Source organism: Halobacterium sp. KA-4, from assembly GCF_021028995.1.
In the GTDB taxonomy this organism is placed as follows: Archaea; Halobacteriota; Halobacteria; order Halobacteriales; family Halobacteriaceae; genus Halobacterium.
The window spans coordinates 136,837-155,170 of the sequence record NZ_JAJJZG010000006.1 but is presented as its reverse complement, the minus strand read 5'-3'; the positions used below and the strand labels follow the sequence as shown (position 1 = coordinate 155,170).

Sequence of the window (18,334 nt, the reverse complement as noted above, 5' to 3'; positions counted from 1 at the left end):
AGCAGTCCGAGCCGGACGGTGATTGGCAGCGCTCGCTTCACTCATCGAATCCGGTCACACCTGCCTGCGCGTGAAGAGGGCGATGCGGAACGTGAACGGCGGGAGAATCGAACCGGTATCTCCGGGTGATACCCTCGGTTCGCGGGTCGAGAAGCCGGCTCTAGAAGCAGCGGTGCTCGTCAGGCGCTGGCGGAGGAGTCGATGTCACCGTCGATGCGGATGAACCCGTACCCGCACTCGGGGCAGTTCCACTTCGTCTTCTGCCCGAGGTGAATCTGGGTCGCCGCGGCGCGGTAGAACGTCTGTTCCTCGCCGCACTTCGGACACTCGTGGTCGAGTTCGCGAGCCATACTCGGCGTTCGGCGAGCCACCCCATTCAACGTACTGGTTTCCGGGACCGAGACGCCACGAATCGAACTCGTAAACTCTATGCTGAGATACGAAACTATCCGTCGTCGGGAACGAACACGTCGCCCCGAACGTCCGTCTGCACGCCGTGTCTGGCGTCAGCGACGGAGTCTGGTGGCTCGTCGTCACCGTACCGGCTAGTGTAGCTCGCGCGCACCGCGTCCCGGACGCAAGCGCGCGCCGCAGCACCGACGCGCGTGGCGCTCCCGGAGAACGCCGCGCTGTCGCCCGTTGGGTCACAGGCCGCGACGACCGCGTCCGTCGTCGTCCCCGGGAAGCCGACTGTATCGAGCAGCGTCGCGGTCTTCGCTTCCGCGGCGACGGCAATGAGGTTCGCGAGCGCAGCGTCGTCGAGCGCGCGCGTCGTCCCGACGAACACGTTCACCGTCCCCGCGACAACTTCGGGTTCTTCGGGGAGCGTCCCGCCCGTGGGCTCCATCGGGAGCGCCGCCGGGTTCGAGACGCCGACAGTCGCGACGGCTTCGACCGGGCCACAGCGCGCGCCGCGGGCGTGGCGCTGGGCGACGCCAGTGAGCAACACCGGGTCGTCGCTGGTCCGAGAGAATCCCGCGTCCGCGAGCCGGCCATCGACGTACGCGCTGAGGTCGTCGGGATTCCAGCCCTCGGGGACGGTGACGTTGAACGCGCGGTTTGCGTCGACGAGGCCGCCGTCCCAGCCGGTCGAGAGCCAGCGCGTTCGCTCGCGTTCGAGCGCGAGCACGCCGTCCCGCTTCGACGCGTCAAACATCCCCGAGCACCGCCAGTAGCCGGTCGTTCTCCTCTGGCGTGCGGACGGCGACGCGCACGTGGTTGTCGAGCCCGCGGAACGTCGTCGCGCCCCGGATTGCGACGCCGCGCGCTTCAGTCTCAGTCAGGACGGTGTCCACGTCGCGGTCGCCGACCTCCAGCAACAGAAACGGCGCGTCCGAATCGTGGACGGTGAAGTCGTCGGCGAGTTCGCGCGACATTCGTCCGCGCTCGCTGGCGACGCGCTCGCGGGTTTCGGCCACGAACTCGTGCTGGCGCATCGCGTGCGCGCCGACGGCTGCGGCGGGCGTGCCGAGGTTCCACGCGCGTCGCGCCGTCCGCAGGTCGTCCAGCCGGTCGCCGGTCGCGACGAGGAAGCCCGCGCGGAGCCCGGGCATCCCGAACAGCTTCGTGAGCGAGCGCGCGACGACGACGCCGGGCGTCCCAGCCAGCGATTCGGCCTCGGTGAAGCCGAGGAACGCCTCGTCGACGAGCAGTTCCGTGTCGGACGCACGACATCGCCGTGCGAACTCGCGGAGCGCGTCGGTGTCGTAGCGGTCACCCGTGGGATTGTTCGGATTGCAGGCGACGGCCATCGCGTGCTCGCTGGGGTCCGCGTCGAGGACTTCGTCGTGCGGAACGAACGCGGAGTCAGCGCCCTGGAGGTCGACCTCGCGCGCGTACTCGCCGAAACTCGGGTACGGGACGAGCACGCTGTCGCCGGGTTCGACGCGCGTCTCGATGGCGAGCCGAATCCCGGCGAGTCCGCCCGGCGTCGGGACGACGCGGTCGGGCGCGCAGTCGACGTACTCCGCCGCAGCCGCCCGGAACTCCGGATAGCCGTCGTTCGGGTAGCGGGCGGCGTCGTCGAGCGCGGCCTCGTACACCTCGCGCACGCCGGGCGGCGTCCGGGGGTTGACGTTCGCGGAGAAGTCGAGCACGTCGGGGTCGTCGCTGCCGCCGTGGGGCACGCGGCCGGCGTCGTGGACGGCGTCAGGATCCATCGTTTCCCTCCACGTTCCCGCCGGGTTTCGATGCGTCGGTCCGTGGCGCGAGCAGACGTTCGGCGAGCGCGACGTCCGACCGGTGGTTGACGTTCACCGCGAGCCGCACGTCGTAGCTCCGGAACACCGAGTCCTCGTCGTCCGCGACGACGTTCACGCCCGTCGGAACCCACTCGCCTTCCTCGTCCGTGCTCGCGCCGAGCGCGTCCTTCAGCGCGGCCGGGACGCGCACGCTCGTGGAGCCCTCGGCCGCGTCCAGTACGGTGTTCACGACGTCGCCGTCGAGCAGCGGGAGGTCCGCGGCGACGGTCAGAACGGGCGTCTCCACGGCGTCGAGCGCGGTCGTCAAGTCCGCGACGTAGCCCTCGCCTGCCGTCTCGATAACTGCCATTTCTCCCCGGAGATGCGCGTGTGTCTCGGGAGCGTTGGGGGAGACGACGGCGTACGTGGCGTCGACGCGGCTCTCGGCGAGTGCGTCGCGCACGTAGTCGACCATCGGCCTGCGCGAAATCTCGAACCGCGGCTTCTCGACATCGCTGTCGAGGCGCGTCCCGCGGCCACCGCACATCAGGAGAGCGTCCACGCGACCACCCCCAAATGGAGGCCGACGACGCGACCGACCTCGTTGACCGCGCCGAAGACGTCGCCGTTCACCCCGTCGAGCAGCGATTCGAGCCGCCAGAGGACGAGCAATCCGGCGAGGGACGCACCGACGAACGCGACCGCAGCTGCCGGCGTCGGCCACGAGAGCGCCGCCGCAGGAACAGCGACGAGGACGGCGGGGAGCAAGTCGCGACCAGTCGCACGTTCCGTGAATTGCGAGCCCAGCCCCTCGTGCGCGGCGGTTCCGAGACAGGCCACGGTCGCCATTCCGACTTTCGCGCCGACTTCCGCAGCGACCACGACTGCAATCCCGGGGCGGGTCGGGAGCCCTGCGACGCCGAGCGCGCCGAGCGCGAGTCCGACAATTGCGACTGCGATAGCTGCAATCGCTCCGACTCCGGCTGTCGTGTCCTTGAGCACGCGTGTGCGCTCCTCGCTGTCGCCGTGGACGACGAGCGCGTCGCCGACGTCCGCGACGCCGTCGAGGTGGTTGATGCCCATGACAACGAAGATGGCCGCGAGGTACGCGAGCGCGACGGTTCCAGCGGGGAGCGCGTCGACGAAGACGAACGGGACCGCCAGCAGCGCGCCGACGACGTAGCCCGCCAGCGGAAACGCCCACGGCGACCCGCGGAACGCCGCCCACGCACGCTCGCTGTGGCCGACGCGGAGCCGCGTCAGAAACCCGAGCGCACCACGGAGCGCGGTCACGACCACGCGACCACCCCCGCGGCGAGCGCGTACGAGAGCACGCCAGCGACGCCGACGACGCGGACGCTGCGCTCGCTCTCCGAGACGGTCGGGAACTCCTCGCCGAGCGGCAGGTCGTAGACGCCCGGCTTCGCGAGGCGGACCCCGAGCACCGCGGCGAGCGTTGCCATCGGCCACCCGGAGTTCGGGGACGGCGGCGCATCGGCGTGCTCGCTGGCGCGAGTCAGCGAACCAAGGTCCCGCCCGGCGAGCGCGACGAGCACCGCGCTCAGGCGCGCAGGCAGCCACATCACGACGTCGTCGAGGCGCGCACTCACGGTTCCGACCGGCTTCGAGTGGTAGCCGAGCATCGAGTCGAGCGTGTTCACGCCTTTCACCCAGGCCGCCGCGCCCGCCGCGACCGGCAGCGAGACGAGCGCGCCTAATGCGAACGCGAGCAGCGGTGCGACGAGGCCGTCTGCGAGATTCTCCGCGGCGCTCTCGACGGCTGCGCTCCGAAGTTCGCCGGCCGAGAGGTCGCTCGCATCACGCCCAGCGAGCGACTCGAGACGTTCGCGCGCGGCATCCAGGTCGCGCTCAGTCGCCGCGACGATCGCACGGGCTTCCCCCAGCAGCATCCGCAGGCTGGTCGTCGTGAACAGGACGAGCCCGGCGACGACGGCAGCGAGCAGCCAGTCGACGCGACCCGCAAACGCGACCAACGAGGCGACGAGAGCGGCAGCCGCCAGTGGGATGACGAGGGCGACGAGCGCGCCGACGACGTTGGGATGCGCCCACTCGCGGTCGAACGGTGCGATAGCGCGTCCGAGCCACGCAACGGGGTGGACGCTCGTGGGTGGTTCCGCGAGCACGACTTCGAGCGCGAACGCGAGCGCGACGGCGGCGACCGCGGTCAGCGACACGCTATCGCCTCCAGTTCCGCCGGAACCGCACGGAGCGTCGTCTCGACGAGGAGAATCGCCCGCCCACCGACGGCTTCGACGCCGCCGTCCGTCGCGGGGTCGTCGCCGACGTGGACGAGCGACTCGGGTTCCACACCGAGGACGTCCGCGACCGCCGCGAACGCTCGCGGGTCGGGCTTCCGCCAGCCGCAGCCGACGCTCGTCACGACAGTTTCGACGTCTAGGTCGGCGCGGTCGAGCGCGCATTCGACGAGGCCGGGGACGCTGCAGTTCGAGAGCACGGCGACCGGTCCGTGCTCGCGGGCGGCGTCGAGGGCTTCTCGCGCGCCCTCACGCACTTCGACGGGTCGGTCGAACGCGGCGAGCGTCGCTGCGCGGACGGTGTCTGTATCGGCGTCGACGCCACGGCTCTCTAGGGCGGCCGCGACGTGGTCCGGGAGCGGCTGTTCGGCACCCTCGCGCACCGACTCGTGGGGCTCCCGGTAGGCGTCTGTCCAGTCCTCGGGGGCGGAAACGCCGTGCGCTGCGAGCGCGTCAGCGACGGCGTTCGCGGGGCGCTCGGGACGCTCGGCGCCGACTAGCGTCCCGAAGAGGTCGAACGTCGTTGGCACTGTGCTTTACTTACTGCAAGTGAACTTGAATCGCTCGGTGGGCGCTACGGCGGGAGGTCCAGCACCGCGAGGTCGACGTGCTCGCGCACGAGGGCGGCGGCCGCGTCGTACGGTGACTGCTGGTCGCTGGCCGCACTCGGCCGCTCTCGGCCCGCGTGCTCGTACACGGCGTCGACGAACGCCGCCCGCGCGTGCTCGTTCTCGAAGAGTCCGTGGAGGTACGTGCCGAGTACGCGCTCGGTCGCGGCGCTCGTCGGCCCGACCGGGTTCGGCAGCGACTCGGGGGCCTCGGTCCGGCCCATGTGAATCTCGTAGCCCGACACCTTACCCGTCACGCCCGCGAGCGGACCCGCGCCGGCCAGCGTTCGAGTGACCGCTTCGACGCGTTTGTCCTCGCGGAACGTCGTCTCGACGGGGAGCAGCCCGAAGCCTTCGACAGTATCGAGGTCGTCGGTGGACTCGACGCCCGCGTTCGCGATGCGCTCGCCGAGCAGCTGGTAGCCGCCACAGAGCCCGACGACCGGGCCGTCGAAGCCCGCGAGCGCGTTGCCGAACCCGGCCGCACGGAGGTCGCGGAGGTCGTCGACGGTGTTCTTCGTCCCCGGGAGCACGACCGCGTCCGCGTCGTCGAGCCCGGTTTCGGGCGGCACGTACGCGACGCGGACGCCGGGGACGCGCGCGAGTGGTTCGAGGTCCGTGAAGTTCGAGATGCGCGGCAGGCGCGGGACCGCGACCGTGACGGCGTGTTCGGCGGGCACCTCGTCGTCGCCCAACAGTACGCGCTCGTCGCCGTCGGGGAGCGAGAGGCTGTCCTCTGCGGGGAGTCCGGGGTCGTCGTACGGGAGTACACCCAGAATCGGGACGCCAGTTCGCTCCTCGATTTCTTCGATGCCGGCGTCGAGGAGCGTGGGGTCGCCGCGGAACTTCGTGATTATCGCGCCAACCACGCGCTCGCGGACGTCCATGGGGAGCAGTTCGAGCGTGCCGTAGAGGCTGGCGAACGCGCCGCCACGTTCGATGTCCACGACGACGAGCACGTCCGCGTCGGCGAATCTCGCCGTTTCGACGTTCGCGAGGTCGCGGTCGTGGAGGTTGACCTCCGCGATGCTGCCCGCGCCTTCCGCGACGACGACGTCGTGTTCGGCAGCGAGACGTGCGTGAGCCGCTTCGGCGGTCTCACGAGCCTCGTCCCAGTGCTCGTCGTAGTAGTCGCCGGCGGCGTAGTGGCCGACCGCCTGCCCGTCGAGGACGAGTTGGCTCTCGGCGTCCCCGCGCGGCTTCAGGAGGACGGGGTTGTGGTCCGTGGTCGCGGGGACGCGCGCTGCTCGTGCCTGCACGTACTGGGAGACGCCGATTTCGCCCCACGAGGCCTCGGGTGCGGCGTCTGATGCAGGGACGGCGCGCGCGTTGTTGCTCATGTTCTGGCCCTTGAACGGCGCGACCGACACGCCCGCGTCGGCGAGGTGACGGCAGAGCCCGGCGGCGACGGTGCTCTTCCCGACGTGGGAGGCCGTCCCCGCGACGAGCAGCGTCCGGGCGTCGGCCATCAGTACTCGGTTCCCTTGCGGGCGCGCTGGCCCGCGTCGATTGGGTGCGTCTGCTTGCGGACTTCGGTCACGAGGTCCGCGCGCTCGGTAGCGTAGGCGGGTTCGTCGTGGCCACCCGTGAGCACGAGTTCGAGGTTCTCGGGCTTGTCCTCGATTAGCGAAACCACGTCCTCGGGGTCGACGAGCCCGCGGTTCGCGGCGTACAGGAGCTCGTCCAGAATCAGCATGTGGACGCCGTCGTCGGCCGGCCGGTCGAGCGGGAGTTCGCCGTCGGCGTCGCGGGCGGCGTCGACGAGGTCGTGGGCGCGGGCGAGGCCGCCCTGCGCGCGTGCTCGATGCTCGTCGTCGTCGCTGCCGTCGAGGAAGCCGTGCCAGCCGTAGTGTCCGGAGTTCTCGTACGTGAACCCCGGAACCTCCGCGATGGCGTTGTACTCGCCGCGCACGTCCTCGACGCTCGCGGTGCCGCCCTTCATGAATTGGAGGAGGTGGACGCGGTGGCCGTGGCCGGCCGCCCGGAAGCCCATCCCGAGCGCCGCGGTCGTCTTGCCCTTGCCGTCCCCCCACCAGACCTGCACGAGGCCGAACTCCTCGGGCGCGGTCGGCGTGATTTCGCGCGCGGTCGGCGTTCGTCCCTTGCCGGGTGTTCGTGCGTGCTGGTCGGCCTGCTCGTCGGTCGCGTCTGGTTCGTCGGTCATAGGTTCTCGATGAATGCGTCGAACGCGCCGCTGTCGGCGTGCACATGCGCGTACGTCCCTAGCGTCTGGTACTCAGTCAGTCCGTCGTGCTCGTCCGTGATGCCCGTCCCGCGCTCGACGTCGAACGCGAACCGCGCGTCGCTCGCAACCGCTGCTTCAGAGTAGTGGAACTCGTGACCGCGTAGCGTCTCGCTCGCGCTCGCGGTAAGGGTGTCGTCGCGTGCCTGGAGTTCCACGTGGTCGAGTGCCTGGTAGCGCTCGCACATCGTCACGTCTGCGGGGAGCACGCCCGCCATCTCGTACGTCTCGCCGTCCGTGGTCGTCAGCGACTCCGCGAGCGCCATCAGGCCGCCACACTCGCCGAACACGGGGAGGCCGTCCGCCGCTCGTTCCGAGAGCGAATCGAGCACAGGAGACTTGGCGAGCGCCTCGGCGTGGAGTTCGGGATACCCGCCCGGAAGGTAGACGCCGTCGCACTCGGGCAGGTCGTCGCCCGCGACCGGCGAGAACGGCACCACCTCGGCACGCTCGCAGAGACGCTCCCGGGTCGCCGGATACTCGAAGCAGAACGCCGCGTCCGAAGCGACGGCGACGCGCTTGCCGGTCGTGGGCCTCGATTCCACGGGTTCGGGTCGCGGTGGTTCGCGCGCGAATTCGACTATCTGTTCGGCGTCGACGTGCTCGGCTGCCGCGTCGACCGCGTCGGGGTCGACTGGCGCTTCGTCGCCCATGTGGAGGCCGAGGTGGCGGTCCGGGATGTCGAGGTTCTCCGTCGGCGGGATGCGGCCGAGGTACGCGATGCCTTCGGGGAGGGCGTCCTTGATGCCCTGGGCGTGGCGGCCGCCGTGCGCGCGCTGGGCGAGTACGCCGACCACGTCCACGTCGTAGCCGGCTTCGGCGGCGTACTCGCGGAAGCCGAGCGCGGTCGCGCCGACGCTCTGCATCCCCGCGCTCGCGTCCACGACGAGCACGACCGGGAGGTTGAGGACTTCGGCGACGTTGGCGGTGCTGGCGACGCTGCCGTCGTACAGTCCCATCATTCCCTCGACGACGCAGACGTCGCCGTCGCCGCGGTAGTAGTTCCGGCGCACGCCCTCGTCGCCGGAGAGCCACGGGTCCAGCGAGCGCGAGGGCTTGCCTGCGACTGGCTCGTGGTGGCTCGGGTCGATGAAGTCCGGGCCGGCCTTCGCCGGCTGGGGATCGTAGCCCGCGGTTTCGAAGGCGCGCAGGGTCGCCAGCGTCGCGACGGTCTTGCCGACGCCGGAGGCCGTGCCGCCGAGGATGACGCCCCTCACGGCGCGGCCTCCCGCTCGGTCACGCGGTCGTAGACCGTCTCGATTGCGTTCCGAATCGAGTCCATGCCGACGCCCGCCTCGTCGGCGAGTGCGAGTGCGCCGCCCATCCCGACGCCCTCCTTGGCTTCGCCGGCGAGATACGCGGCCATCGCGGGGTGGTCGTCCCGTTGCTCGAAGCCGGGGTCGGTGACGGTGAGCGCGAGGTCGTTGTCGGCGGCGAGCGCGCGCACGTTCGCGGAGTCGTCGGCCGCGACGAACGACGTGGTCGCGAGTTCGAGGTCGTCCGTGAGCCCCGCGTGGCGGACGAGCGCGCCCGCGGTGGCGAGTTGGGTGCCGCCCGCGAGCACGACTTCGGTGTCGGCTTCGAGCGCACCGACCGCGAGGCCGGCGACGGCGGCGAGCACGGGGTCGCCCATCTGCCGGATGGTGTCCGTGGGTTGGCCGGCGAGGTCGCCGCGGGCGAGGTCGCTGGCGTCGAGGCCCGCGTCGACGACCTCGCGTTTGAGGTCGAGGGGGTTCTCGGGGAGCGACGAGGAGACCGTGCGGCGCTCACCGAGCGCAGCGAGGACGCCCATCGCGGTGGTGGTGCCGCCGGGAATCGTCTCCGCGAGCACGAGGCGCTCCGTGGGGAGGTCGGCACCGAAGCGCCGCGCGTCCGCGAATATCGAGCCGGCGTCGGGGACGGGTTCGGGGTCGCGCACGTCGCCGCCGCGCGCCGCGCGCACATCGACGGTGGGTGCGCCCGTGGGCTCCGCGAGGCCGGCGTCGACGACCACGCTCTCGAAGTCGACGCGCTCGTGGACGGCGCGCGTGACGACTGCGGGCGTCGGGCAGCCGGAGGGGCTGACGGGGACGACCGGCGCGCGCACGGGCCGGCCGTACGCGAGGATTTCGGCGTCCGCGCTGGGCGTGTGCGCCATCAGCGCGGGGTCCGCGCCGGCAGCGCTGATGCCGTCGATGGCCGCCGTCTCGGTGGCACCGGCCACGAGCGCAAACAGCGTCTCGGGCGTGTCAGTCACGTTCCCCGAGAGAACACAAGCGAACTTTAATTCAGCGGTCGGGTTCGTCAGCGATGGCTTCGTTGGGGACGGCCAGCGCAAACTATTAGGGGAGCGCGCCCGCGATGTTATGCAATCCCAGTTGGATTAGAACAATCCAACTTTACCACCATGACACGCGACGCTCTCGTCCTGCTCGGCCGGGACACGCCCCACGCCCGCGAAACGCTCGCCACCCACGCCAGCCGCCTGCGCGACCGCGGCGTCGCGGACGCGGTCCACGCTTGCTACTTCCGCCACGAGCCGCGGCGGGACCTCCGCGACCAGCTCGGGGCCGTCGACGCCGACCGCGCGTTCGCCGTCCCGATGACAGCCGCGCACGGCCGCGAAACGACCGTCGGCGTCCCCGCCGCGCTCGACCGGCTCGACGCGGCCGTCCACTACTGCGAACCGGTCTGTCGTAGTCCCGTGGTTACCGACGCGCTCCGCGACCGCGCCGTCGACGCCGCCGACGGCACCCCGGACGCGCTTGGCCTCGTCGCGCTCGGCGCGAGCTCCCGGCCCTACCACCGGCAGGTCGCGGAGTATCACGCTGCCCGCCTGCGCGCGAACGGCGACTACGACGACGTCGCCACCAGCTACCTCGTCCAGAACCCCGCCGCGGAGTGCCTGCGCTACAACCTCGACGCCGACGACGCGGTCGCCGTCCCGCTATTCGTCACCGGCGGCGACGCCACCGACCGCGACATCCCAGAGCGCCTCGAACTCGACCGCGGCGGCCTCGCGTACGCCGACCCGCTCGGTGCTCACCCGCGCTTGACGGACGCGATCGAAGCCCAACTCGCTCAGCAGCGCGTGCTCGCCAGCCACGACGCCGGCACGACGTTCGAGGCGTCTCTGACCGCCGACGCCGCCGCGTTCGCCGCCGACGGCGACGGCCGGTAGCAAGCGGCTTCCGCTCGAAATACGTACTATTCGGGTTTCGTTTGCGCCCCTGCGGTAACTATTATGTCTCTTCTCCCGGTACTCGGCGTGTGTCCGACTACTCGCCCCCGTCCCTCCCACGCTCGTGGACCGTCGCCATCGTTGCCCTCCTCGTAGCCGTGTTCGCGTACTCGGTGCTGATTGCTCACCAGCCGCTGCTCGGCTTGCTCCCCGCGTTCGTGGCCGGTGTCGGCTACTTCGCGTGGCGGCTGCTCGCCGCGCTCGAAGCGATTGCCGGCCGAGACTAACGGCTACGCCCGTCGGACGGCCAGCACCGACAAATCCGAGAACGGCGTCTCCTCGCCGGCGTGCTCGGCGAGGTCGCCGAGTGTCGTTCGCGTGATTTCTTCGTCGTCGTGCGTGAGCCGCTCGAGCACGAGCGCCCGCAAGTCGGGAGCCGCGCCCGCGTCCAGCAAGTCTGCGGCGACGTCCCCAGGCATAAGATCGAACGGCCTCGGCAGCACGAGCAGGTGGCGCTCGCCCACGGCCTCGCGGAGTCGTGCGAGGTCGGACGCGAGGTCACCGCTCTTGTGCAGCGTGACGAACTCGGTGTCCTCCATCGGCGTACGTGCACGGCTCGCTGCCACCTGGAGCGACGAGATGCCCGGAATCACTCGCACAGGCACCTTTACCGCGCGCTCGACCTTCCCGAGGAACTGGTAGCCCGAGTGGTTCGGGTCGCCCATCAGCACCGCCGTCCCGCGCTCGCCGGCCGCGACGCGCTCCGCGAACGCCGCCAGCGTTTCCTCTTCGTTGCGGTAGCCACACGTCAACAGGTCGGCGTCCGTGTGGTCCGCGACGAAGTCCACGACCGTCTCGAACCCGACGACGACGTCGACTTCGCGTATCGCACGCTCGCCGCGCGGCGTCAGGAACTCGGGGTTCCCGGGACCGACGCCGACCGCGTGCACGACGGCGCCGTTCTCGCGGGCCGGTTCCGGGTCGCTGGCCGCGAACGCCGCCGGGTCCGGCCCCGCGTCGAGGTCGTAGTCGTCGCTCACTGTTCGAGGTCGAGGTCTCCGTCGCGGGCGTCGCTGGCGACGTGCACCAGTTCGTTCGTCAGGCCGGCGGCGAGCCCGCTGCCGCCGCGCCGCCCGACGTTCGTAATCGCGGGCACGCTGTGCTCGCCGGCGACCTCGCGGAGGCGCTGTCGGCTCTCCGCGGCCTTCACGAAGCCGACGGGCGTCGCGACGACGACCGCTGGCCGGGTGCCATCCTCGATGCAGTCCGCAAGCGCGAGCGCCGCCGTCGGCGCGTTCCCGACCACGGCTATCGCGCCGTCGTAGACGCCCTCCTTGTCGAGTTCGAGTACGGATGCGGCGGTGCGGGTCATCCCCGTCTCGGCCGCCAACTCGGCGCCGTTCCCGATTGCCTTCCGCACCGCGCAGTCGTGGCCGCGGCCCGTGATTCCCGCCTTCACCATCGTGATGTCCGTCACGATGGGGGCCTCGTCGAGCACCGCGCGCGCTCCGGCGCGGACCGGCTCGGAGTCGTCGCTCCCCGTGAACCGCACGAGGTGCTGGAACTCGGGGTCGCCGGTCGCGTGCACGGACTTCTGGCGCACGCGGTCCGCGAGCGTCTCGTCGGGCACGAGTTCGCGTACGCGATCCATGCTCGTCTCCGCGATGTCCATCGCGTTCTCCGTCGTCGCGCCGAGGTCCGCGTACGACTCGAAGTCGCCGTCAGTCGTCATCCGAGGACACCTCCGCGCTCGCAGCAGGGGACTCGCTGGCTTTGGCTTCGAGGTCGCCCTCCACCTGGAGGTTCAGGTCGCGCAGGCGCTCGGCGGTCTCGTCGTCGGCGTCCCAGAGCCCGCGCTCGATGGCCTCCAGGAGCGTGTCCGTGATGGAGTCTAGCGCCCACGGGTTCACGTCCCGCAGCCACTCCTGTCGGTCCTCGTTGAGGGCGTACTGCTCGGCGACGTCTTCCCAGAGACGGTCGGAGACGACGCCCGTCGTGGCGTCCCACCCGAGTGTCACGTCGACCGTCGACGAGAGGTCGCCTGCGCCCTTGTAGCCGTGCTCCTCCATCGAGTCCAGCCACTCGGGATTGAGCACGCGAGCGCGCATCGCCTTCCGGACCTTCTCCTCGTTCGTGTAGACGTCCACGTTGTCGGGGTCGCTGGAGTCCCCCACGTAGGAGGCGGGCTCCTCGCCGGACTCCTCCGCGACGGCAGTGATGAACCCGCCGTGGAACGCGTACCAGTCCGAGGAGTCGAACTCGTCTTGCTCCATCGTATCCTCGATTTTCGCGGTGGCGTCGACGTTCCCGAGGCGGCGCTCGAAGGCGTCGTGGGCTTCCGAGACGCGGCCCCGCGACCCCATCGCGTAGCCGCCCCACTGGACGTACACGTCCGCGAGGTCCGAGCGGTCTTCCCACTCGCCCTCGTCGACGGCCTTGTTCGTCCCCGCACCGTAGCCGCCCGGCCGGGTCGTGAACACGCGGTGCTTGGCCGCTTGCTCGGGGTTCTCGACGCCCTCCGCTTCGAGTTCCGCGGCGTCCGCCTCGACGTGCTTCTTCACGTAGTTCTGGTCGTGGGACTCGTCGAGGTCGACGACCGCCTCGACGGCGTCGTGAATCACGCCCGCAGCCTGTGGGAACGCGTCCCGGAACAGCCCGGAGACGCGCGTCGTCACGTCGATTCTGGGGCGGCCGAGTTCCTCCAGGGGTATCGGCTCCACGCTGTCCACGCGGCCGGCGTCCGTCCACACCGGGCGGACGCCCATCAGACCGAGCACCTGCGCGATGGTCTCCCCGCGCGTTCGCACGGTCGGCGTCCCCCACGCGACCACGCCGACCTCCTCGGGGTACTCGTTCTCTTCGTCGCGGTGGCGTTCCGCGATGCCGTCCGCGACCTCCTTCCCCACGTCCCACGCGGTCTTCGCGGGCACCTTCCGCGGGTCCAGCGTGTAGAAGTTCCGACCCGTCGGCAGCAGGTCGACGCCGCCGCGCGTCGGCGCGCCGCTCCCGCCCGGTTCCACGTACTCGCCGTTCAGTGCGTCCGCCGTCTGGGGAATCTCGGTCTCCGCGCCGAACACCCGCGGCGCGGCCTCCTCGCAGATGAACTCCAGCACGTCGCGGAGGTCGTCGTGCGCGCCCGACTTCGCCCGCGCGTCGCCGAGCGTGTCGATGTCGACCACGAGCAGATTCATGTTCACCTCGTCGTCGGCTTCGCCTTCGACGTTCGACGCGGGCACGTCGAAGTTTTCTGCGGCCAGCGTCTCCACGAGGTCGACGCTCGTCTCGTGCACCGCGTCGGCTGCCTCGGCGTACGTCATTCCCAGTTCCTCGTTGTACGCGCCCGGGGAGTCGAGCATCGTCTCGTAGTCGACGCCGAGCACGCCCGCGACCGACTCGCGCAGCGACGGCGCGCCGGGGTTTTCGAGGCGCGTGAGCGCGACGAGATACTCCACTAGGCGGTCGTCTTCCGGGGGTTCGCCCATCGTGTGGAGCCCCAGCCGAATCTGGGTGGTCTTCACGTCCGTCACGTACTCGTGGACGCGCTCGACCAGTTCCTCGATATCCACGTCGTCACCCGATACGTCGCCTTCTGCCAGCGACGTCCCGGCTTCCTCGGGACCTCTCACGTCCGCCTTCTCCGAGATTTCGCCCGCGATCCCGAGTTCGACCGCGAGGTCGAGGTCGTCGACGTGCTCGCGGATGCGCTCGGCGAGGTGGGCCTCGCTGTCGGCGCCCGAGCCAGTGCCGGCTTCTCGGTAGCGCGACGCCAGTTCTTCGAGTTCGGCGAGTTCGTCGTACGTGCCCGCGTTGCTCATCACGGGCGTGAGGTAGTCCACGACCGCGGCGTACGACCGGCGCTTGGCCTGCGTGCCCTCGCCGGGGTTGTTGACGATGTACGGGTAGACGTTCGGCAGGTCGCCGAGCAGCGCGTCCGGCGCGCTCGCCGAATCGAGACCGACGGTCTTCCCGGGCAGCCACTCCAAACTCCCGTGCGTGCCGAGGTGGACGACCGCGTCCGCGTCGAAGTCCTCGCGGAGCCACGCGTAGAACGCGTAGTAGTCGTGGGGCGGCTGGAGGTCGCTGTCGTGGTAGACCTTCTGTGGGTCCATCCCGAACCCGCGCGGCGGCTGGACGGTCACGAGCACGTTCCCGTACTCGACGCCCGGAATCGCGAACGGGCGCTCGGGCGGGTCGCCCCACTCCGCGACCACGTTCTCGCGGAACTCCGGGTCGGCGTCCGCCCACCAGTCTGCGTACTCCTCGGTCGAAACCACGTCGACGCTGTGTTCACGGACGTCCTCGGGGGCGACCCAGCGGTCGTCCAGCGTAAGCTGGCTCGTCAACTGCTCGATGAGCGCCTGTCCCTCGGGGGGCGTCTTTCCGCCGAGATTGTACCCGCGTGCGTCCAGTTCGTCGAGCAGATTGACCGTGCTCTCGGGCGTGTCGAGGCCGAACGCGGTGCCGATGCCGTCGTCGCTGGGCGGGTAGTCGTGGAGCACGACGGCGACGTGCTTCTCGTCGTTGTCGAGGTGGCGCAGTCGCGCCCAGTTCACCGCGAGGCTGGCGGCGTGGTCGACGCGGTCTTCGATGGGGAAGTGCTGCTTGGGCGCGGTGCCGATGCCCGCGTCGTCGTCGGTGCGTTCCTTCCCCGAAATCGGGTGCGTGATGACGTTCCCGTCGAACTCCGGGAGCGCCACGGAGAGCGCGAGTTCGAACCCCATCACGCCCGTGTCCGCGGACTCGTACCGGGAGCGCGAGCGCATCGTCGTCACGGTCTGGAGCACTGGGACGCCGAGGCGGTCGAGGAACACGTCCTCGGCCGAATCGCCCTCGTCGGAGGCCGAGCGGCCGCGCTCGTCCATCGACAGCGAGAACATGAACGAGGAGAGCACGGCGTCGACGACGGGCTCGCCATTCTCCAGGAGCCACTCGTCGGTCACCCACTCGGCGTCCTCCTGCTCGTCCGTGTCGGTCGCGGGATTGCAGAAAATCGGGAGGGCGTTCGCGCCCTGCGCCTCTAAGGCCCGGACGACGCTGTCGACGTAGCGGGTGTTCTCGTGGGTCCAGTGGGACTCGTAGAACCAGACCGCGACGGTCGGCGCGTCGGGGTCGAAGGTCGCGCGGAGTTCGTCGTACGCGACGCCCGGGTGGTCGGGGTGGTAGACGCCCTCCGTCGGGAGCGCGACGGGGTCGTCGTGCGGGCGGTCGGCCGGCGAGTAGCGGTCGACGAGGAAGCGCACGCAGTTGGCGACGTTCGCCGTGCCACCTCGGTCGAGGTACTCGTAGACGGCGTCGCGGTCCTCCGCGGCGACGGTGGTGTCCTCGACGGCGTAGGCGTCGCCCGTAGACTTGACGACGAGCGGGACGCCCTCGTCGGCGAGTCGTCGGGTCGCGCGGTCGTAACCGGGCATGCTGTCCTCGGCACCGTGTAGCCAGAACACGGCGGCGTCGGCGTCCGCGGCGGCGTCGACGAACGCCTCGACGTCGGTGTCGTCGTCGAGGTCGCTCTCCGAGCGCGCGAGGAGGTCCGCCTCGACGCGCTCGGCGGCCGCCTGGATGGAGCCGAGTTCGTTCTCGGTCGCGGTGTAGAGTGCAATCTCAGGCATAAGTATGTTAAACCCACGTTGTGGTATTACAACTATGGTTGAATTAGGAAGCGGCAAAAAGCTGTCGCAGGCGAGCCGCGCCGGTGTGCCGTTCCCGGCCGTCGTCGGCCAGCGCGACCTCAAGGACGCGCTCCTCGCGGTCGCCGCCAACGACGCCCTCGACGGCCTCCTCGCGACCGGCGAGAAGGGCACCGCGAAGTCCACGACGGCGCGAGCGCTTACCGACCTCCTCCCCGACCAGCGCGCCGTCGCCGACTGTCCCTACGGCTGCCCGCCCGACGACCCGAAGCGCCAGTGCGTGGACTGCCGGACCCGAGACGACCCGCCCGTCGAGACGCGACCAGTTCCGTTCGTCACGCTCCCGCTCGGTGCGTCCCGCGACCGCGTCGTCGGGTCGCTGTCCGTCCCGGACGCGCTCGACGGCGACGCCGAGTTCAACCCTGGTTTACTCGCGCGGGCGAACCGCGGCGTCCTCTACGTCGACGAAGTGAACCTCCTCGACGACCACCTCGTCGACGTCCTCCTCGACGCCGCCGCCTCCGGGGTCAATCGCGTCGAGCGTGACGGCGTCAGCGTCACCCACCCCGCTGAGTTCACCCTGATTGGGACGATGAACCCCGAGGAGGGCGAGCTACGCCCGCAGTTCCGCGACCGCTTCGCGCTCCAGGTGCGCGTCGCGGGCAGCGACGACCTCGACGACCGCGCGGCAATCGTCTCGCGCGCGCTCGACGGCTTCGACGGCGACTACGGTGAGGCGACCGAGGAAGTCCGCGAGCGACTGCTCGGCGCGCGCGACTTGCTCTCCGAAGTGGACCTTCCGGAGTCGCTCGTCCGCGAGATTACCGAACTCTGCCGGGACGCGGGCGTCGACGGCCACCGCGCCGACGTCGCCACCGCTCGCGCCGCGCGCACGTTCGCCGCGCTCGACGGCCGCCCTACTGTCACGGAGGCCGACGTCCAGCGCGCCGCCGAGTTCGCGCTCCCGCACCGCCTCCAGTCCCGACCGTTTGAGGACGCGCCCGACCCCGAGGACGTCGTCGACGACCACTTCGAGGGCGGAACGGACGACGCGGAGCACGACGGAGAGAGCGGCGAATCAGACGCCGAAACGGACGACGAGTCGGTCGACTCGGGAGCGGACTACGAGCCGGACGACGAGCACAGTAACGAGTTACCGACAAATCCCGATTCCAGTGGTTCGGAGGAAGAACATGGAGGCGGCGGGAACGCCGCGGAGGCCGAGCAGTCCGAGAACGAATCGAGCGACGAGGGCGACGACGCCGAGGACGCAGCTCCGCTCGTTCCCGGGCAGTCGCGCTCGGAGACGGTCGAGCCGGGTGCGGGTGCCGCGCCGGAGACGGCCGCCGCGAGCGCGCTGGCCGACCGCGGCGCGGAAGTGCTCGTCGTGGACGCCGGGGACGGCGGTCGCGCGAGCCTCGTGGACGACGTGGTACGCGCTGCTGGCGGCGAGCGCGTTCCCTTGGACGCGCTGACGCCCGAGCGAATCGACGGCGCCGTCCGCACTGCGGGGGGTGAGCACTGATGGCTGGCCTCGGCGCTGGTGCCGGCCTCGGCGTGCTCGGTGCGGCGGCCGTGCTGGGCGTGACGCACGCGCTCGAACCCGACCACGCAGCCGGCATCTCCGCGCTCACCAGCGCCACCGACCGGTGGACGCACGCCGCGTTCGTCGGCGGGAGTTTCGCCGTCGGGCACGTCCTGGTCGTGGTCGCGTGGGTCGCCGTGCTCACGCTGCTCGGCACCGCCGCCAGCACCGTGCCCGCGGTCGTCGACGAGTGCGGGACGCTGGTGGCCGGTGGGATTCTCGTCGCCGTCGCCGCGCTGCTCGCCATTACCGGGGCGCGCCGACTCCGCGGGCGGTCCGCGCGGCCGTCGCCCGAGGACGCCTCGAATCTGGTCGGGCGCGTCCTGTCGCGGGCGCACGCCCACCTCCACAGTCACAGCCACGAGACGCGCCGCGACTACCTCCGCACCGGTGTCGTCGGTTCGCTGTTCGCGCTGTCGCCGCCGGTGAGCATGCTCGCGCTCGTCTCCGCCGTCCTGCCGACCGCCGGCCTCGATGCGACGGCTGCAAGCGTCGGGGTGTACGGCGTCGCGCTGACCGTCACGATGGTCGGCGTCGGCACCGGACTCGGCGGCGTGTTCACGGCAGCGCGCGAGCGCGGCCAGCACGCCCACGCCGCGGTCGAACTCTGCGCGAGCGTCGTCGTGCTCGCGTTCGCGGTGCAGTTACTCGCCTGAAAA

Annotated in this window: 17 protein-coding genes and 1 pseudogene; 4 read left to right on the top strand and 14 right to left on the bottom strand. The window is 70.7% G+C overall.

The genetic code is table 11. From position 1 onward, the window contains the following. Positions 1-179 precede the first annotated feature (179 nt). The 11 genes from LPA44_RS08520 to LPA44_RS08470 all read right to left on the bottom strand — a co-directional run bounded on the left by LPA44_RS08520 (position 180) and on the right by LPA44_RS08470 (position 9,542). Positions 180-350 carry a DUF7838 family putative zinc beta-ribbon protein gene (locus LPA44_RS08520; protein ID WP_230889153.1) on the bottom strand — a complete coding sequence of 57 codons (171 nt, stop codon included), beginning with the start codon at positions 348-350 and terminating at the stop codon, positions 180-182. 95 nt (positions 351-445) lie between these two features. After that, the gene (locus LPA44_RS08515) at positions 446-1,156 is read right to left on the bottom strand and encodes an adenosylcobinamide amidohydrolase (protein ID WP_230889152.1); all 711 of its coding nucleotides are present in this window, start codon (positions 1,154-1,156) and stop codon (positions 446-448) included. Beyond that, positions 1,149-2,159 (bottom strand): threonine-phosphate decarboxylase CobD, encoded by a 1,011-nt coding sequence (cobD, locus tag LPA44_RS08510; RefSeq protein WP_230889151.1) that lies wholly within the window; start codon positions 2,157-2,159, stop codon positions 1,149-1,151. Before cobD ends, LPA44_RS08515 begins: the two co-directional genes overlap by 8 nt. Further along, positions 2,149-2,727 carry an NTP transferase domain-containing protein gene (locus LPA44_RS08505; RefSeq protein WP_230889179.1) on the bottom strand — a complete coding sequence of 193 codons (579 nt, stop codon included), beginning with the start codon at positions 2,725-2,727 and terminating at the stop codon, positions 2,149-2,151. The genes cobD and LPA44_RS08505 overlap by 11 nt, the downstream gene beginning before the upstream one ends. Further along, positions 2,727-3,479 (bottom strand): adenosylcobinamide-GDP ribazoletransferase, encoded by a 753-nt coding sequence (cobS, locus tag LPA44_RS08500; protein WP_230889150.1) that lies wholly within the window; start codon positions 3,477-3,479, stop codon positions 2,727-2,729. The genes LPA44_RS08505 and cobS overlap by 1 nt, the downstream gene beginning before the upstream one ends. Continuing rightward, positions 3,470-4,375, bottom strand: a complete 906-nt coding sequence (cbiB, locus tag LPA44_RS08495) for an adenosylcobinamide-phosphate synthase CbiB (protein ID WP_230889149.1) — start codon at positions 4,373-4,375, stop codon at positions 3,470-3,472. Before cbiB ends, cobS begins: the two co-directional genes overlap by 10 nt. Further along, on the bottom strand, positions 4,366-4,986 hold the full coding sequence (locus tag LPA44_RS08490) for an HAD family hydrolase (RefSeq protein WP_230889148.1): 621 nt from the start codon (positions 4,984-4,986) through the stop codon (positions 4,366-4,368). The genes cbiB and LPA44_RS08490 overlap by 10 nt, the downstream gene beginning before the upstream one ends. A 44-nt stretch (positions 4,987-5,030) precedes the next feature. Beyond that, on the bottom strand, positions 5,031-6,533 hold the full coding sequence (locus LPA44_RS08485; RefSeq protein WP_230889147.1) for a cobyric acid synthase: 1,503 nt from the start codon (positions 6,531-6,533) through the stop codon (positions 5,031-5,033). Continuing rightward, on the bottom strand, positions 6,533-7,228 hold the full coding sequence (locus LPA44_RS08480; RefSeq protein WP_230889146.1) for a cob(I)yrinic acid a,c-diamide adenosyltransferase: 696 nt from the start codon (positions 7,226-7,228) through the stop codon (positions 6,533-6,535). Before LPA44_RS08480 ends, LPA44_RS08485 begins: the two co-directional genes overlap by 1 nt. Beyond that, the gene (locus tag LPA44_RS08475) at positions 7,225-8,523 is read right to left on the bottom strand and encodes a cobyrinic acid a,c-diamide synthase (protein ID WP_230889145.1); all 1,299 of its coding nucleotides are present in this window, start codon (positions 8,521-8,523) and stop codon (positions 7,225-7,227) included. Before LPA44_RS08475 ends, LPA44_RS08480 begins: the two co-directional genes overlap by 4 nt. Continuing rightward, complete coding sequence (locus LPA44_RS08470; RefSeq protein ID WP_230889144.1) at positions 8,520-9,542, bottom strand: nicotinate-nucleotide--dimethylbenzimidazole phosphoribosyltransferase; 1,023 nt, start codon at positions 9,540-9,542, stop codon at positions 8,520-8,522. Before LPA44_RS08470 ends, LPA44_RS08475 begins: the two co-directional genes overlap by 4 nt. Positions 9,543-9,692: 150 nt before the next feature. Here LPA44_RS08470 and LPA44_RS08465 point away from each other — a divergent pair, with 150 nt between their 5' ends. Together LPA44_RS08465 and LPA44_RS08460 are read left to right on the top strand one after the other, a co-directional pair. Further along, positions 9,693-10,466, top strand: coding sequence for a sirohydrochlorin chelatase (locus LPA44_RS08465; protein WP_230889143.1), 774 nt, complete (start codon positions 9,693-9,695; stop codon positions 10,464-10,466). A gap of 89 nt (positions 10,467-10,555) precedes the next feature. Then, complete coding sequence (locus tag LPA44_RS08460; RefSeq protein ID WP_230889142.1) at positions 10,556-10,753, top strand: hypothetical protein; 198 nt, start codon at positions 10,556-10,558, stop codon at positions 10,751-10,753. A 3-nt stretch (positions 10,754-10,756) separates the two neighbouring features. On the opposite strand, the gene LPA44_RS08455 is transcribed toward LPA44_RS08460, so the two are convergent. The 3 genes from LPA44_RS08455 to cobN are packed head-to-tail and all read right to left on the bottom strand — an operon-like array spanning position 10,757 to position 16,072. After that, positions 10,757-11,506 (bottom strand): cobalt-precorrin-7 (C(5))-methyltransferase, encoded by a 750-nt coding sequence (locus tag LPA44_RS08455; protein WP_230889141.1) that lies wholly within the window; start codon positions 11,504-11,506, stop codon positions 10,757-10,759. Next, complete coding sequence (locus tag LPA44_RS08450) at positions 11,503-12,198, bottom strand: precorrin-8X methylmutase (protein WP_230889140.1); 696 nt, start codon at positions 12,196-12,198, stop codon at positions 11,503-11,505. The genes LPA44_RS08455 and LPA44_RS08450 overlap by 4 nt, the downstream gene beginning before the upstream one ends. Further along, positions 12,188-16,072, bottom strand: a complete 3,885-nt coding sequence (gene cobN, locus LPA44_RS08445) for a cobaltochelatase subunit CobN (RefSeq protein ID WP_230889139.1) — start codon at positions 16,070-16,072, stop codon at positions 12,188-12,190. The genes LPA44_RS08450 and cobN overlap by 11 nt, the downstream gene beginning before the upstream one ends. Positions 16,073-16,106: 34 nt before the next feature. On the opposite strand from cobN, the pseudogene LPA44_RS08440 reads away from it, so the two are divergent. Continuing rightward, a pseudogene (locus LPA44_RS08440) lies at positions 16,107-17,546 on the top strand (ATP-binding protein); the annotation flags it as partial. Between the two features lie 68 nt (positions 17,547-17,614). Further along, entirely contained in the window at positions 17,615-18,331 is a 717-nt protein-coding gene (locus LPA44_RS08435; protein WP_230889137.1) for a HoxN/HupN/NixA family nickel/cobalt transporter, read from the top strand. Positions 18,332-18,334 lie beyond the last annotated feature (3 nt).

What these genes read in the sequence shown, in the direction of transcription:
- LPA44_RS08480 (WP_230889146.1), bottom strand. Translation starts at nt 7,228, where the DNA reads ATGACCGACGAACCAGACGCGACCGACGAGCAGGCCGACCAGCACGCA.
- cobD (WP_230889151.1), bottom strand. Translation starts at nt 2,159, where the DNA reads ATGGATCCTGACGCCGTCCACGACGCCGGCCGCGTGCCCCACGGCGGC.
- LPA44_RS08450 (WP_230889140.1), bottom strand. Translation starts at nt 12,198, where the DNA reads ATGACGACTGACGGCGACTTCGAGTCGTACGCGGACCTCGGCGCGACG.
- LPA44_RS08465 (WP_230889143.1), top strand. Translation starts at nt 9,693, where the DNA reads ATGACACGCGACGCTCTCGTCCTGCTCGGCCGGGACACGCCCCACGCC.
- LPA44_RS08505 (WP_230889179.1), bottom strand. Translation starts at nt 2,727, where the DNA reads ATGTGCGGTGGCCGCGGGACGCGCCTCGACAGCGATGTCGAGAAGCCG.
- LPA44_RS08435 (WP_230889137.1), top strand. Translation starts at nt 17,615, where the DNA reads ATGGCTGGCCTCGGCGCTGGTGCCGGCCTCGGCGTGCTCGGTGCGGCG.
- LPA44_RS08485 (WP_230889147.1), bottom strand. Translation starts at nt 6,533, where the DNA reads ATGGCCGACGCCCGGACGCTGCTCGTCGCGGGGACGGCCTCCCACGTC.
- LPA44_RS08520 (WP_230889153.1), bottom strand. Translation starts at nt 350, where the DNA reads ATGGCTCGCGAACTCGACCACGAGTGTCCGAAGTGCGGCGAGGAACAG.
- LPA44_RS08515 (WP_230889152.1), bottom strand. Translation starts at nt 1,156, where the DNA reads ATGTTTGACGCGTCGAAGCGGGACGGCGTGCTCGCGCTCGAACGCGAG.
- cobN (WP_230889139.1), bottom strand. Translation starts at nt 16,072, where the DNA reads ATGCCTGAGATTGCACTCTACACCGCGACCGAGAACGAACTCGGCTCC.